We start from the raw sequence: 14,400 nt of genomic DNA, 5'->3' as shown, positions 1-14,400 counted from the left end.
GAATGTTCTGGCTTCTCTTCAGCATCTTTTTGACGGCCTGCATTGCGGCAGGATCGACCGGCGGTTTGTTCTCGCCCGGCCCATGGTACCGCAATCTGGCCAAACCGTCCTGGACTCCACCTGATTGGGTGTTCCCGGTGGTCTGGACAACGCTATACCTGTGTATGGCGACGGCAGGGGCGCGCGTTGCGATGCTTCCCGACAACGGAGTCGCGATGGCATTTTGGGCCTTGCAGGTTGCACTGAACAGCCTTTGGACGCCGGTGTTTTTCGGATTGAAAAAAATCAAGCTTGGGATGGTCGTGCTGACGGCGCTGTGGCTGTCGGTTGCTGCAACAATGGTGGCGCTGTGGCAGGTCGACATGGTTTCAGGAATGCTGTTTATCCCTTATCTGATCTGGGTGTCCATTGCCGGGGCACTGAATGCCAGCGTCTGGCGTTTGAACCCGGATGAAGCCAAACAAGCAAGCGCGCCTGCGCCCTAATCGAATGTCCAATTCCGGCGTCGGGGCACACGCACTGCCAGCATCGGCTTGAGCAACGGCGACCGAAACCGCGTCAGATCCAGTGCTTCGTGTACGCCGACCGTTGTCTCTCCGTTCAGCTGCGTTTCGACCATGGATCGTGAATAGAATGGCGCATCCAGCATGTTCATCACTTGGCGGGGCTTGCACCCAAGGTCTCCGCGTGTTTCGCGGCGGACCGCCCACAGTGACCGTTTGAACTCATGCTGTGGCGGCAGGTCGATTTCGGCTGCCGTGCCATCGGCGTCAAAATGAAACCCGGCTCCAAGCTCTGACCCATCAAGGCGTGTAGCATCGTAAAAACATGTGCTGCCATCTGCTGCCGGGTAACGGCCCCATGTCCAATACGAGAAATCCTCTTCCAATGCGCGCGTACCGAAATTGGCGTCAAAATACCCGTGGCCGTCCCATTGCCAACCGGGCGCATCCAGATCGACGGAAATGTCGGACACTGGCCCAAAAGGCCGCCAGATATGCGCCCCATCTTCGGTCAGAGGCAGTTCAACCTGCGTGATAGCGCTGGGCGTCACGGTGATGGTGCCACGCACACGGCTGACAATTGGCGGGCCGGACAGTTCGTTGACGTCAATCACCAACTTGCCGTTTTCCCATCGCATTGACGAGGGCCCAACGGTTAAGCTGTTGGCCGTCTGGCGGAGGGCAGGGGTGCCGCGATCGGTCATGGTGAACCGCCCGCCGCGGCCATAGGTGGCGACATTGATGCACACGTGGTCTTCAGGGTTCCTGCGCCCCGACCAGCGATACCACGGCGAAAAGACCGATCCTATGAACCCGATGACCGAGACAGCGCGCGTGCCGTCGGCAGAGATGCCATCGACGTACCACCAGGCGTAACCGTTTTCCGGGACTTTGAGGTTGAAGTTCGGTCCGTCACAATCGCCGCGGCCGCGTGCCTGCCGGAGAGCGCTGCCATCGGGACGCCCGCCCCCGGATGTGTGCCGCCGCCCGCCAGATACAGGCCCTTGATCTTGGTCCGTGCCGTCGGTCGTTCCAACGCTGCTGTCATCCCGTGCGGGCTCTGCCCGTATAGCGAACCGGCGCTGCCGGGAAAAAGCGCGTCGAAGCTCTTTGCTGTCGTCAGGCTGTCCGGTCCCGGTTCCGGTGAGAAGCTCAGACCGTAGCGGCGAAGAAGGGGAAAGGTCCGTGTGTGACATATCTCATAGTCCTCGGGCTGTGCCGTGCGCTGCGTCAGGGGCGGGGTATTCATGATAATTTCGAACCGCTCGGTCTGCGGGTGGGGCGTGTCTTGCCCGCGATCTTCGGCGCAGACGTACAGCGTGGGGTCCGACGGAATGTAACCACGTTCGATTTCGGCAAATTCGTTTTTGGAGGGATCACTGAAGAACAGGTTGTGATGCACCAACGGCATGTCCGAAGGCGCCGCCTGAAAGCTCCATACATTCGCAGAATGGCTGCGGGCCCGTTTCACTGTGATGGGTGCGATTGGTTTTGCCGCCTCGCCCAAAAGACCCAAGGCTAACGCGCGGGGATCGCCATTGAACACCACGTGCTCGGCATAAAGTGTTTCGCCGTTGGTCAACGTGACACCGGACACGCCACCCAGTGCAGTGTTGATCTTGCGGACCGTCGTATTGGTCCTGATGTTCCCGCCTTTTGCCACGATCAGTGCGGCTATCGCCTTGGCCAGCGCGCTCATCCCGCCTTTGACACACCACACGCCCCGCGCCTCAGCCTCCCAGATCAGAGAGAGCAGGGCAGGGGACCGATCCGGCGATCCCCCAACATAGGTGGCATAGCGGCCGAACAATTGCCTTAGGCGCGGGTCAGTAAAGCTTTGGTCCAGCATCCGTTTGAGCGTTTGCCCGACACCCATGTCGCGGATCAGGGACGGGTTCTTGATAACATGCGCAGTCAGCGCGCCCAGATTGGGTTCGGGTTGCAGCATCATCGGATCGTGGAACCCGTTGAAAAGGCGCGCGGCGCGGTCGGCAAATGCCAGGAACTCGGTTTTGGCAACGGTCCCGGCGAACGCGCCGATGGCGTCCGCGCTTTGATCCCGGTCTGGGAACAGATCAAGCGGTCCGCTGTCTGGCCACCAATGACGCGCAAGGATCTTTTGTTGGATCAGCATGACGTGGTCTGACAGGGTTTCGCCCGCATCGTCAAACAGCGCTTCAAACACATCAAGCATGGTCAGCACGGTTGGCCCGGCATCAACGCCATTCACCTGACGCATTTTACCGCCGGGCGCAGAGTGCCGTTCCAGAACGGTCACGTCAAACCCACGATGCACAAGGGGCAGGGCCGTCGCCAGCCCGCCGATCCCCGCGCCAATCACAATGACGCGCCCAGAGCTGTGTCGTGGCTTTTTCATCATCGAATTGTTGACTCGCATTTGCCAAGTGTCCAGTATGGTTTACACTAGTGTGTCAGAATAAGATGACAACACAATGTTTTTAGGAGCGTTCGATGGGACTTCAGACCCGCATTAATTCTGCTGTAGAAGCGGCAATTCGCATCGGACAAGGCGGAACACCTCCCGCCAAACTGTCGGACGCCTTGCATTATGCCTGCACGCCGGGTGGCGCGCGCATCCGCCCAACGATCCTGATGTCGGTGGCACTGGCTTGCGGAGATGATTCGCCCAAAGTTGCAGACGCCGCAGCCGCCGCGCTTGAGCTGATGCATTGCGCGAGCCTTGTGCATGATGACCTTCCCTGTTTCGACAATGCTGCCATTCGTCGGGGCAAACCTTCGGTCCACCGCGCCTATTCCGAACCGCTCGCGGTTTTGGCGGGTGACAGCCTTATCATTCTTGCCTTCGAAGTGTTGGCCATGGCGGCACAGCATTCGCCGGATCGCGCGTTGCGCTTGATCCGCATTCTGACGCGCCAGTCTGGCATGCCGCACGGCATCTGCGCCGGGCAGGGTTGGGAGAGCGAGTCCAAGATTGACCTATCCGCCTATCACAAGTCCAAGACAGGGGCGTTGTTCATCGCCGCCACCCAGATGGGGGCGATTGCCGCCGGTCAGGACGAAGAGCCGTGGTTTGAGCTGGGCGCCCGCATCGGCGAGGCGTTTCAGGTGGCAGATGATCTGCGCGACGCGCTGTATGACAGCGAAACGCTGGGCAAGCCGGTGGGTCAGGATGATCTGCACGGTCGCCCGAACGCGGTGGCCGTGTTGGGCGTCGATGGCGCAAAGTCGCGCCTGCGCGATATCCTGAGCGGTGCGATTTCGTCGATTCCGTCGTGCCCCGGTGAGGCGCAGCTTGCTGAAATGGTGCGTATGCAGGCCGAACGGCTGACCCCAGTGCCGCAAACGCGCGCGGCCCGAGCCGGGTAAGATGGCGCTCGCCTCGGATAGTCCGCCTGCCGGATATCGCCCGAAAACTGGGCTGCGCACGCGGTTGATGCGCGTGATTGCGCGCCCAGGATTTCAGCGCTGGGCGTCGTCGTTTCCCTTGACCCGTGGCACCGCTGCCAAAGATGGCGCCGAACTTTTCGATATTGTACAAGGCTTTGTCAAATCGCAGGTTCTGTTTGCGCTGGTCGACCTGCGGATTTTGCACCGCCTGATGGAAGGCGCGTTAAGTGCCGATGATTTGGCGCGCGTGTCGTTGATGCAAGCGGACAAAATGGACCGTTTGATGATGGCGGCCACCGCGATGAAGCTGACAAAGCGGGATCGCAAGGGCCGCTACGCTCTTGCCCGCAAAGGCGCGGCGATGGTGGGCGTGCCCGGTCTGGAAGACATGATCCGTCATCATGCTGCGTTCTATCGGGACCTGAATGACCCTGTCGCGTTGTTGCGCGGTGAGGTTGAGACAGAGCTGGCTGCATTCTGGCCGTACGTGTTCGGTGCCGAAAACGCCACAGATGCGGATACATCAAACCGCTATTCCGATTTAATGGCGCGTTCTCAGGAGATTGTTTCGGCCGATACGCTGGCTGCGGTGAATCTGGCGCAGACGAAACACCTTTTGGATGTCGGAGGCGGTTACGGCGTCTTTGCCGAAGCGGCGGCGTTGAAGTATCGCGATTTGCGCGCAACGGTGTTCGACCTTCCGGCGGTTGCGGCAAACGCACAGGCGCGGATGCAGGCGTCTCCGGCCAAGGAACGACTGACCTTTGTGCCCGGCTCGTTCCGCGATGATCCTTTGCCTGCGGATGCGGATACGATCTCTTTGATCCGGGTGTTGTACGATCACGAAGACCACACTGTTGCGGCCTTACTGTCTAAAGTTTATGACACTTTGCCCCAAGGCGGGCGGCTTTTGGTGTCTGAACCAATGTCTGGCGGTGCCGCGCCCGAGATCGCTGGCGACGTCTATTTCAGCTTTTACTGTCTTGCGATGCAAACGGGCACAGTGCGGAGCGCCGACAGGATTGGTGCACTCTGCAAGGGCGCTGGCTTTGAAAGTATCAAGGAAATTCGGTCGCGCCGTCCCTTTGTGACGACCGCGCTGACGGCTGTGAAACCACTCGGTTGAGTGTTTTCATTTGTTTACAACAGAATGTGTCTATTATAGTTGACAGATTAGTGTGTAAGAATAAACTGACACTTACTGAACACCCGATGATCCGCCCGGATTCGATTCTAGGATGTGATCGTCACCAAGCCGCAGGAGGTTGGGATGCAAACGAACGCTGTAGTGCTGAATGCGCCGAAGACCCTTGCGTTGGAAACTGTCCAACTGACTGATCCCGGCCCTGACGATCTGGTGGTCGATATTGCCTATTCAGGCATTTCAACCGGTACGGAAAAGCTTTTCTGGACGGGGGATATGCCGCCCTTTCCGGGCATGGGGTATCCTCTGATCCCCGGATACGAAGCGTCTGGCGAAGTTGTCGAAGCGGGTGCCAACACGGGCTACAAGCCTGGTGACCATGTCTTTGTGCCGGGTGCCAATTGTTATGACGGCGTGTTTGGTTTGTTCGGCGGCGCAACGCGCCGTCTTGTGACCGCACAGGACCGGGTCACCCGCATTGATCGTCAGCTTGGTCCGCAAGGCGCCTTGTTGGCCCTTGCCGCGACTGCACGTCATGCGATGGCCGGTTTGGACAAGGCCGTGCCTGACCTGATTGTTGGGCACGGTGTTCTGGGCCGTTTGCTTGCCCGCCTCACAATTGCCGCTGGTGCGCCTGCGCCGACAGTTTGGGAAATCGATGCAGATCGCTTGGCTGGCGCAGATGGGTACGAGGTGATCCATCCCGACGCCGACGAGCGCCGCGATTACCGATCAATCTATGATGCCAGCGGCAATGGCGGTCTTTTGAATGACCTCGTTGGTCGTATCGCCAAGGGTGGTGAAATCGTGCTTGCCGGGTTCTATACCCAGCCGCTTCAATTCGCTTTTCCCCCCGCCTTCATGAAAGAAGCGCGGTTTCGCGTGGCCGCTGAATGGGCGCGCGACGATCTCGCGGCGACCCGTACTCTGGTCGAGAGCGGCGCGCTCAGCCTTGACGGTCTAATCACACACCAAGCGGCAGCAACGGATGCGCCGGGCGCGTATCGCACTGCGTTCGAAGATCCGACCTGCCTGAAAATGATACTGAATTGGGAGACGCAGTAATGAAAGACGAAGTGCCAAATCTGAAAGACTTCGATCAACGACTGCGTGACGAGGCAAGCGAAGAGCCGACGCTCGAAGTGCCGCAAGGCGAACCGACGTCCAAAACCCAGATCATTGCGATCTATGGCAAGGGCGGCATCGGCAAATCCTTCACGCTGGCTAATCTCAGCCACATGATGGCCGAGCAGGGCAAGCGCGTTCTTCTGATCGGGTGTGACCCGAAATCTGACACAACATCCCTGCTGTTCGGCGGCAAAGCCTGCCCGACGATCATTGAAACCTCGACCAAAAAGAAACTGGCCGGGGAAGAGGTGAAGATCGGCGATGTGTGCTTCAAGCGTGGTGGCGTGTTCGCCATGGAGCTGGGCGGGCCCGAAGTGGGTCGCGGATGCGGTGGTCGTGGTATCATCCACGGATTCGAACTGCTCGAAAAGCTGGGCTTCCACGATTGGGATTTCGACTACGTTCTTCTGGACTTCTTGGGTGACGTGGTTTGTGGCGGCTTTGGCCTGCCGATCGCCCGCGATATGGCGCAAAAGGTGATCCTCGTCGCGTCGAACGACCTTCAGTCACTTTATGTTGCGAACAACGTGTGTTCTGCGGTCGAGTATTTCCGCAAACTGGGCGGCAATGTTGGCGTGGCAGGTTTGGTCATCAACAAGGATGACGGCTCGGGCGAGGCGCAAGCCTTTGCCGAGGCGGTGAAAATCCCTGTTCTGGCTTCGATCCCGCAGGATGACGACTTGCGCAAGAAATCCGCGAATTACCAGATCGTTGGCACGGATGCGTCCCCTTGGGGCAGCCTTTTTGCCGAACTTGGCCTGAACGTCGGCGAAGCCCCGCCCGTGCGCCCTGCGCCGCTCAATCAAGACCAGCTTCTTGATCTGTTCGACGGGTCCGAGACAGGCGCGGGATACACGCTTGTTCCGGCAACGGACATCGACATGCGCGGCAAGAACGCCGCACCGCAAGCGTCCTTGGAAGTGATTTACGACGAAGTGTGACGGTTAGCCCCCGGATCGCTTTTTGGGAACGAAGGAAGATAGAGACGTGACAAACGAAGCAACATACGACGAGACGGCAGAGGTCGACGTCATCCGTGGGGAACCGCGGGTCGATGCGCCAGTGCTGGCGGATGGGCTTGGGTGTCATTCCGGATCTGAGATGGAAAAGGCCGCGCGACTTGCCGGCAATTCCGAGATGCTGGATCAGTTCGCAAAGGACTATCCCAAGGGTCCGCATGACCAACCACAAAGCATGTGTCCCGCCTTTGGGTCACTGCGCGTCGGCCTTCGAATGAAACGCGTTGCGACAATCCTGTCCGGGTCGGCCTGTTGTGTCTATGGCTTGACCTTCGTGTCGCATTTCTACGGGGCGCGCCGGTCGGTCGGATATGTGCCGTTCAATTCGGAATCGCTCGTCACGGGCAAGCTTTACGAAGATATCCGCGACTCTGTGCATGAAATGGCCGATCCCGATCAATTCGATGCCATCGTGGTGACCAACCTGTGTGTTCCGACAGCGTCCGGTGTGCCGCTGCGGTTGCTTCCGAAAGAGATCAATGGCGTGCGCATTGTCGGTATCGACGTTCCGGGCTTTGGCATTCCAACCCATGCCGAGGCCAAAGATGTCCTTGCCGGTGCGATGCTGAATTATGCCCGCGAAGAGATCAAGGCAGGCCCAGTGCAAGCCCCCGCTGGTGGCAAAGCGGATCGCCCGACCGTTGCCTTGCTGGGTGAGATGTTTCCGGCAGATCCGATGATGATTGGCGCAATGCTGGCCCCAATGGGTTTGGCCGCCGGTCCTGTGGTGCCTTGTCGTGAATGGCGCGAACTTTACGCGGCTTTGGATTGTGGCGTCGTTGCTGCGATTCACCCGTTCTACACCGCTGCCATCCGTGAATTCGAAGCGGCAGGTCGCAAGATCGTTGGCTCTGCGCCCGTGGGTCATGATGGCACCGCAGCGTGGCTGGCGGGCATTGGTGATGCATACAATATCCCCGCCGCCCAGATTGCCGCCGCGCAAAATGCGTTTCTGCCCGCAATCAAGGGCGCATTGGCTGCGACCCCTATCAAAGGCACGATCACTTTGTCCGGCTACGAAGGATCAGAGCTTCTGGTCGCACGTCTGTTGGTCGAAAGCGGTGCGGATCTGCGCTACGTTGGCACCGCGTGTCCCAAGACCAAATGGTCCGAACCCGACCGTGAATGGCTTGAGGCCAAGGGCATCAAGGTTACATATCGCGCGTCTCTCGAAGATGATTGCGCGGCTATGGAAGCAGTCCGGCCCGATCTGGCCATCGGCACAACCCCGGTTGTGCAGAAGGCAAAAGAAATGGGCATTCCGGGCCTGTACTACACCAACCTGATTTCTGCGCGCCCCCTGATGGGCCCAGCCGGTGCAGGCAGTCTGGCCGAAGTCATCAATGCCGCCATCGCAGGCAAGGCCCGCATGGACGACATGAAAGCCTTTTTTGATGGTGTGGGCACCGGTGACACCGCTGGCGTTTGGGAAGGATCCCCAAACCTGCGTCCCGATTTCCGCGCGGCACATCAAAAGAAAATCGACAAACAGGCGCGTGCCGCCAAAGCGCAGGAGATGATCTGATGTTGATTCAGGGTCATGAGCGCGCGGGCGGTTACTGGGGGGCGGTCTACGCCCTCACCGCTGTTAAAGGTCTGCAAGTTGTCATCGACGGTCCGGTCGGGTGCGAAAACCTGCCTGTGACGTCGGGTCTTCACCAAACGTATGCGCTACCGCCGCATGAGCTCCCTATCGTGGTTACAGGCCTCGGTGAGGAGGAGCTGGGTCGAGAGGGGACCGAGGGAGCGATGAAACGCGCCCGGGGTGTGCTCGACCCAGCTCTACCGGCGGTGGTGACGGGGTCTACTTCCAAGATGATCGGCTGTGACATGACCCCGATGGGCACGCACCTGCGGTCCGACTTCTGTGCCCAGTATCAAAAGAACAGTGACAAACAGGCGCGTGCTGCCAAAGCGCAGGAGATGATCTGATGCTGATTCAAGATCACGACCGAGCGGGCGGCTATTGGGGGGCGGTTTACGCCTTTTGTGCCGTCAAGGGTTTGCAGGTCGTCATCGACGGCCCGGTGGGCTGCGAGAACCTGCCAGTGACCTCCGTCCTGCACTATACCGACGCGCTTCCGCCGCACGAATTACCCATCGTCGTCACCGGTCTGGCTGAAGATGAAATGGGTAAAGGAACGGAAGAGGCGATGCAGCGGGCATGGAAAGTCCTTGATCCCGCGTTGCCAGCCGTTGTTGTGACCGGCTCCATTGCCGAGATGATCGGGGGTGGGGTCACACCGCAGGGGACCAACATCCAGCGGTTCTTGCCGCGTACTATCGATGAGGACCAATGGCAGAGCGCGGACCGCGCCATGACGTGGATTTTCACGGAATTCGGCATGACCAAAGGCCGGATGCCCCCCGAGAAGAAGCGTGAAGAAGGTGCCAAGCCTCGGGTCAATATCCTCGGTCCAATGTATGGCACGTTCAACATGCCCTCTGATCTGGCCGAGATACGGCGCCTGGTCGAAGGCATGGGTGCCGAGGTCAACATGGTGATGCCACTGGGAGCGCATGTGGCTGAGATGCGCAACCTCGTGAATGCCGATGTCAATATTTGCATGTACCGTGAATTTGGTCGCGGGCTGTGCGAATGTCTGGGCAAGCCGTATCTGCAAGCGCCGATCGGGATGGATTCGACCACGAAATTCCTGCGTAAGCTGGGTGATCTGTTGGGGCTTGATCCCGAGCCGTTCATCCAAAAAGAAAAGCATTCGACGCTCAAGCCCGTCTGGGATCTCTGGCGGTCGGTCACACAGGATTTCTTTGCCACCGCTCAATTCGGGATCGTTGCAAACGAAACCTATGCCCGTGGCATCCGTAATTACCTCGAGGGTGATCTGGGTCTTCCTTGCGCCTTTGCGGTGGCCCGCGTTGCCGGTGAGAAGACCAACAACAACGAAGTGCGTTCAATGATCCACACCAAGCGTCCGCTGGTCGTGATGGGGTCGATCAACGAAAAGATGTACCTTGCTGAAATGCAAGCAGGGCATGGCCCGCAGCCCACGTTTATCCCGGCCTCGTTCCCTGGTGCCGCGATCCGGCGTCACACCGGAACGCCGATGATGGGCTATGCAGGGGCAACGTATCTTCTGCAAGAAGTGTGCAATGGCCTGTTTGACGCGCTGTTCCATATCCTGCCGCTGGGTTCGGAAATGGACAAGGCGGATTCGACCCTGACGCCGCTGCGCCGTGACTTCCCATGGGATACTGACGCTCAGTCCGAACTGGACCGGATCGTGTCGCAGCATCCCGTACTCACCCGAATTTCTGCCGCCAAAAACCTGCGTGACGCCGCAGAGGAGGCAGCCCTGAAACAAGGCGCTGAACGCGTTGTCTTTGAGACAGTTCAAGCTCTTGCCAACACCCAAGGAGGACCGACCAAATGACGGATTTCACCTCTTCTGACACGCGCGGTCACAAGCACGGTCACACAAAACGCGGAACCGAGTTCCTGGTTTATTTCAGCATCATTTTCATCGTCGCGATCCCCTTCGCCACCGTGATCTGGTTGCTCGAAGTGTTCCAGAAACAGACGCTCAACATGCAAGGCCCATTGGCGCGCGCATGGTGTGAAGCGGATCGGATCACGCCACTCATTTTCTCGGCCTGATGCAGGTCGAGAATCCAAGACTGGCCACCCGGCGGGGTGGACAGGACCTGAAGGGCGTAAGCCCTGATGGACCCGGCCGCAGGGAGTGCGGCGTCAGCATAACATTCCGGAGGAAAGTTCATGGCTGATAATACCGACCTGTCATTCACAGGTCTTACTGACGAGCAGGCCCAGGAGCTGCATTCCGTCTACATGAGCGGCCTTTGGCTGTTCTCGGCGGTTGCAGTGGTTGCACACCTGGCAACCTTCATCTGGCGCCCCTGGTTCTAAGGAAGGATCAATATAATGGCAAAGTTCTACAAGATCTGGCTAATCTTTGATCCCCGTCGCGTGTTTGTCGCGCAGGGTGTCTTCCTCTTCCTGCTGGCTGCAATGATTCACCTGGTGGTGCTGTCTAACGGCATCAACTGGTTCGAAACCGCAGCAGCCGCTGGCATGTAAGCCAATCAGCTCGGAAGAGCTTACAAGATCGCTGCGGGCGGCAGACCATCGCCCCGCCCGCGGCAAAACCAAACTTAAACATGACGGCTAGGTCTCTTCTAGAGACGTGCCGGCAAACGCGGAGATAAAGAAGATGGCGCTGCTCAGCTTCGAAAAAAAGTACCGCGTCCGCGGAGGGACGCTGATCGGCGGCGATCTGTTCGACTTCTGGGTTGGGCCTTTCTACGTAGGCTTCTTCGGAGTCACGACCGCCTTTTTCGCTCTGCTTGGCACGATCCTCATTTTTTGGGGAGCGGCCGATCAAGGCACATTCAATCCATGGCTCATCAACATCGCGCCGCCCGACCTGAGTTACGGTCTGGGCATGGCACCGCTGATGGAGGGTGGCTTGTGGCAGATCATCACGATCTGCGCGACGGGCGCATTCATCAGCTGGGCGCTGCGCGAGGTGGAAATCTGCCGTAAACTGGGTATTGGCTACCACGTGCCATTCGCCTTTGGTTTCGCAATTTTCGCTTATGTGACGCTTGTGATCTTCCGCCCGCTTCTGATGGGCGCGTGGGGACACGGTTTCCCCTATGGCATCTTCAGCCACCTCGACTGGGTGTCGAACACTGGCTATGCCTACCTGCATTTCCATTACAACCCGGCCCACATGCTTGCGGTGACGTTCTTCTTCACCACGACGCTGGCACTGGCATTACATGGCGGTTTGATCCTGTCGGCGGCGAACCCTGAAAAGGGCGAGGAAATGCGCACACCCGATCACGAAGACACGTTCTTCCGCGACTTCATCGGCTATTCGGTCGGAACCCTTGGTATCCACCGTGTCGGTCTGCTGCTCGCGCTGAACGCAGGCTTCTGGTCCGCGATCTGTATCATCATCTCTGGTCCCGTCTGGACGAAGGGCTGGCCCGAGTGGTGGAACTGGTGGCTCGATATGCCCATCTGGGGCTCTAACGTGGTGGGGATGTAATCATGGCTGAATATCAGAACATTTTCACCCAGGTCCAGGTTCAGGGTAATCCCGAATGGGGCATGGCAACCGAAAATGCCGAACAGGAACGGATGGGAAAAGGCAGCTTTTCCACCCTGATCGGTTGGATCGGCAACGCACAGCTTGGCCCGATCTGGCTGGGTTGGACCGGGATGGTGTCGCTTGCAACGGGTCTCCTTGCGTTCAACATCATTGGCCTGAACATGCTGGCGCAAGTCGGCTGGTCGATCCCGGAATTCATCCGTCAGCTGTTCTGGCTGGCGCTTGAGCCGCCAAGCCCGGAATACGGGTTGCGCATGCCGCCGCTGAACGAAGGCGGTTGGTACATCATCGCCAGCTTCTTTTTGCTGATCTCTGTGATGAGCTGGTGGGCACGAACCTACTTGCTGGCCATGGAACACAAGATGGGCAAACACGTCTTCTGGGCGTTTGGCTCTGCGATCTGGCTGTTCCTTGTGCTGGGTCTTTTCCGTCCGATCCTGATGGGATCATGGTCAGAAGCGGTGCCTTACGGGATCTTCCCGCACCTTGACTGGACCACGGCGTTTTCGATCCGTTACGGCAACCTGTACTACAACCCGTTCCACGCGCTCTCGATCGTGTTCCTCTATGGCTCGGTCCTGCTGTTTGCGATGCACGGTGCAACCATCCTTGCGGTAACCCGTTACGGCGGCGACCGTGAACTGGAACAGATTGTGGACCGTGGCACAGCTACGGAACGTGCTGCCTTGTTCTGGCGCTGGACCATGGGCTTCAACGCCACGATGGAAGGCATTCACCGCTGGGCGTGGTGGTTTGCAGTCCTCACTCCGATCACGGGCGGCATTGGCATCCTGCTGACAGGTACAGTCGTCGACAACTGGTTCATCTGGGCACAAGAGCATCACTTCGCTCCGATGTATGACGGCTCCTACGGTTATGAGGCCTTTGGTTCCTATCAAACCTTTATTGGACAGGAGAACTGATCATGTTTCCCAAATGGTTCGATAAATGGAACAATGAAAATCCGACCAATATCTACGGTCCGGCGATCCTGATAGGTGCCTTGGGCACGGCCGTGACAGTCGCTGCATTCCTTGTGGTCGTAGGTCAGCCGTTCAAGACCGACAGTCTTCAGACCGGTCCCCGTGGGACAGGGATGTCGGTGCCGGAGTTCAGGAACGAGGTTCGCAAAGCCGATCCGACCATCGCGGGCTACCTCACACGCGACCAGATCACCGAAGCGGATATTGCGGCAGTCAGCGAAGCGGCGTTGCAAAACGTCCCGCCCGCGCTGGGTGATATTGCCCCTGAGCAATATGCGGAACTGGTCGTTGCGATGCGGTCCTGGACCGGGATTCCCGATCTGATGGAGGATCCCGACAATTACCAGACCCAGGTCGCCTATACGATGGTGGGGATGACCCAGAGCATCAACGAAGACTGGATTGGCCACGTTCAATCCAATGCTCAGGTTGGTGTGACGTGTTACACCTGTCACCGTGGTGAGGCCGTTCCAAGCGAGATTTGGTTCAAGATGGGGCCTGTCAACGAAGCAGCCGGCGGTTGGGCGGCGGTTCAGAACAGAGTGACGGTGCAAAGCCAGTACACGTCGCTCCCCTCTGACGCTTTGGAGACGTTCCTTCTGGATTATGGCCGCATCAGCGTTCACAATCTGGAAGCCCATGTTGCCGAATATCCCCACGAAGAAGGTGTCACCACCTGGCAGGACACGGAACGTACATTCAGCTTGATGAACTACGTGTCCAACTCGCTGGGTGTGAACTGTGTGTTCTGTCATAACACCCGTGCGTTCTATGACCCCGAACAGGTCACACCGCAGTGGTCGACAGAAATGCTGGGCATCTCGATGGTTCAGGAAATCAACAACGATTGGTTGGTGCCGCTCGAAGGTCTGCTTCCGCCAGAACGTCTGGGTCCGGTCTTTGCAGATGCGCCCAAGGCTGCCTGCAAGACGTGCCACAAGGGGTATCAACAACCGCTTCAGGGCCTGAACGTGATTGCGGAATGGCCCGAGCTCGAGTTGACTGACTCCTGAGGTCTTACGACTTACCCGAGCGGCAGCAACGCTGCTCGGGTTGCCAGATCCGGTTTTGATAGGTTCCCAAAACGCAAAACCGGATACGGGGCTCAACACCCCGGTTCCCTTCCTGTTGGCTACAGGAACTGGCGTCACGTTT

At 58.5% G+C, this 14,400-nt stretch carries 15 protein-coding genes and 1 pseudogene; 14 read left to right on the top strand and 2 right to left on the bottom strand.

The features are described from left to right. Window positions 1-2 precede the first annotated feature (2 nt). Complete coding sequence (gene tspO / locus ACSHXH_RS05900; RefSeq protein ID WP_435670845.1) at window positions 3-485, top strand: tryptophan-rich sensory protein TspO; 483 nt, start codon at window positions 3-5, stop codon at window positions 483-485. Here the strand turns inward: tspO and crtC are convergent. Together crtC and crtD are read right to left on the bottom strand one after the other, a co-directional pair. Then, the gene (gene crtC / locus ACSHXH_RS05895; protein WP_435671002.1) at window positions 482-1,354 is read right to left on the bottom strand and encodes a carotenoid 1,2-hydratase; all 873 of its coding nucleotides are present in this window, start codon (window positions 1,352-1,354) and stop codon (window positions 482-484) included. The genes tspO and crtC overlap by 4 nt on opposite strands. Beyond that, window positions 1,309-2,880, bottom strand: a complete 1,572-nt coding sequence (crtD, locus tag ACSHXH_RS05890; protein ID WP_435670844.1) for a 1-hydroxycarotenoid 3,4-desaturase CrtD — start codon at window positions 2,878-2,880, stop codon at window positions 1,309-1,311. Before crtD ends, crtC begins: the two co-directional genes overlap by 46 nt. A gap of 95 nt (window positions 2,881-2,975) precedes the next feature. Between crtD and ACSHXH_RS05885 the strand changes: the two genes are divergently transcribed. The 13 genes and pseudogenes from ACSHXH_RS05885 to pufC all read left to right on the top strand — a co-directional run bounded on the left by ACSHXH_RS05885 (window position 2,976) and on the right by pufC (window position 14,258). Further along, complete coding sequence (locus ACSHXH_RS05885) at window positions 2,976-3,851, top strand: polyprenyl synthetase family protein (protein WP_435670843.1); 876 nt, start codon at window positions 2,976-2,978, stop codon at window positions 3,849-3,851. A gap of 1 nt (window position 3,852) precedes the next feature. After that, entirely contained in the window at window positions 3,853-4,998 is a 1,146-nt protein-coding gene (locus tag ACSHXH_RS05880) for a methyltransferase (RefSeq protein ID WP_435670842.1), read from the top strand. Between the two features lie 144 nt (window positions 4,999-5,142). Continuing rightward, window positions 5,143-6,081, top strand: a complete 939-nt coding sequence (gene bchC, locus ACSHXH_RS05875; RefSeq protein WP_435670841.1) for a chlorophyll synthesis pathway protein BchC — start codon at window positions 5,143-5,145, stop codon at window positions 6,079-6,081. Next, window positions 6,081-7,085: a chlorophyllide a reductase iron protein subunit X gene (locus tag ACSHXH_RS05870; RefSeq protein WP_435670840.1), complete on the top strand. Its 1,005-nt coding sequence runs from the start codon at window positions 6,081-6,083 to the stop codon at window positions 7,083-7,085. Before bchC ends, ACSHXH_RS05870 begins: the two co-directional genes overlap by 1 nt. A 46-nt stretch (window positions 7,086-7,131) precedes the next feature. Beyond that, window positions 7,132-8,688, top strand: a complete 1,557-nt coding sequence (gene bchY / locus ACSHXH_RS05865; protein WP_435670839.1) for a chlorophyllide a reductase subunit Y — start codon at window positions 7,132-7,134, stop codon at window positions 8,686-8,688. Continuing rightward, window positions 8,688-9,020, top strand: a pseudogene (locus ACSHXH_RS05860) (chlorophyllide a reductase subunit Z); the annotation flags it as partial. The gene bchY and the pseudogene ACSHXH_RS05860, both read left to right, overlap by 1 nt. A gap of 74 nt (window positions 9,021-9,094) precedes the next feature. Next, window positions 9,095-10,558, top strand: coding sequence for a chlorophyllide a reductase subunit Z (gene bchZ / locus ACSHXH_RS05855; RefSeq protein WP_435670838.1), 1,464 nt, complete (start codon window positions 9,095-9,097; stop codon window positions 10,556-10,558). Continuing rightward, window positions 10,555-10,782: a cytochrome PufQ gene (gene pufQ / locus ACSHXH_RS05850; protein WP_435670837.1), complete on the top strand. Its 228-nt coding sequence runs from the start codon at window positions 10,555-10,557 to the stop codon at window positions 10,780-10,782. Before bchZ ends, pufQ begins: the two co-directional genes overlap by 4 nt. A 120-nt stretch (window positions 10,783-10,902) precedes the next feature. Further along, window positions 10,903-11,052, top strand: coding sequence for a light-harvesting antenna LH1, beta subunit (pufB, locus tag ACSHXH_RS05845; RefSeq protein WP_072778079.1), 150 nt, complete (start codon window positions 10,903-10,905; stop codon window positions 11,050-11,052). 15 nt (window positions 11,053-11,067) lie between these two features. Further along, window positions 11,068-11,223 (top strand): light-harvesting antenna LH1, alpha subunit, encoded by a 156-nt coding sequence (pufA, locus tag ACSHXH_RS05840; protein WP_085627475.1) that lies wholly within the window; start codon window positions 11,068-11,070, stop codon window positions 11,221-11,223. 133 nt (window positions 11,224-11,356) lie between these two features. Continuing rightward, window positions 11,357-12,199: a photosynthetic reaction center subunit L gene (gene pufL / locus ACSHXH_RS05835; RefSeq protein WP_435670836.1), complete on the top strand. Its 843-nt coding sequence runs from the start codon at window positions 11,357-11,359 to the stop codon at window positions 12,197-12,199. 2 nt (window positions 12,200-12,201) lie between these two features. Next, window positions 12,202-13,185: a photosynthetic reaction center subunit M gene (pufM, locus tag ACSHXH_RS05830; RefSeq protein WP_435670835.1), complete on the top strand. Its 984-nt coding sequence runs from the start codon at window positions 12,202-12,204 to the stop codon at window positions 13,183-13,185. A 2-nt stretch (window positions 13,186-13,187) separates the two neighbouring features. Next, entirely contained in the window at window positions 13,188-14,258 is a 1,071-nt protein-coding gene (pufC, locus tag ACSHXH_RS05825; protein ID WP_435670834.1) for a photosynthetic reaction center cytochrome PufC, read from the top strand. Window positions 14,259-14,400: the final 142 nt, after the last annotated feature.

The organism is Marivita sp., assembly GCF_051251565.1.
Taxonomy (GTDB): Bacteria; Pseudomonadota; Alphaproteobacteria; order Rhodobacterales; family Rhodobacteraceae; genus Marivita.
The sequence above is the reverse complement of the archived record's forward strand: the minus strand, read 5'-3'. Positions and strand labels throughout refer to the sequence as shown.

Coding starts and splice junctions, on each gene's coding strand:
- pufQ (WP_435670837.1), top strand. CDS start 10,555: ATGACGGATTTCACCTCTTCTGACACGCGCGGTCACAAGCACGGTCAC.
- ACSHXH_RS05880 (WP_435670842.1), top strand. CDS start 3,853: ATGGCGCTCGCCTCGGATAGTCCGCCTGCCGGATATCGCCCGAAAACT.
- tspO (WP_435670845.1), top strand. CDS start 3: ATGTTCTGGCTTCTCTTCAGCATCTTTTTGACGGCCTGCATTGCGGCA.
- bchZ (WP_435670838.1), top strand. CDS start 9,095: ATGCTGATTCAAGATCACGACCGAGCGGGCGGCTATTGGGGGGCGGTT.
- ACSHXH_RS05885 (WP_435670843.1), top strand. CDS start 2,976: ATGGGACTTCAGACCCGCATTAATTCTGCTGTAGAAGCGGCAATTCGC.
- pufB (WP_072778079.1), top strand. CDS start 10,903: ATGGCTGATAATACCGACCTGTCATTCACAGGTCTTACTGACGAGCAG.
- pufA (WP_085627475.1), top strand. CDS start 11,068: ATGGCAAAGTTCTACAAGATCTGGCTAATCTTTGATCCCCGTCGCGTG.
- ACSHXH_RS05870 (WP_435670840.1), top strand. CDS start 6,081: ATGAAAGACGAAGTGCCAAATCTGAAAGACTTCGATCAACGACTGCGT.
- crtD (WP_435670844.1), bottom strand. CDS start 2,880: ATGAAAAAGCCACGACACAGCTCTGGGCGCGTCATTGTGATTGGCGCG.
- pufC (WP_435670834.1), top strand. CDS start 13,188: ATGTTTCCCAAATGGTTCGATAAATGGAACAATGAAAATCCGACCAAT.
- pufM (WP_435670835.1), top strand. CDS start 12,202: ATGGCTGAATATCAGAACATTTTCACCCAGGTCCAGGTTCAGGGTAAT.
- bchC (WP_435670841.1), top strand. CDS start 5,143: ATGCAAACGAACGCTGTAGTGCTGAATGCGCCGAAGACCCTTGCGTTG.
- pufL (WP_435670836.1), top strand. CDS start 11,357: ATGGCGCTGCTCAGCTTCGAAAAAAAGTACCGCGTCCGCGGAGGGACG.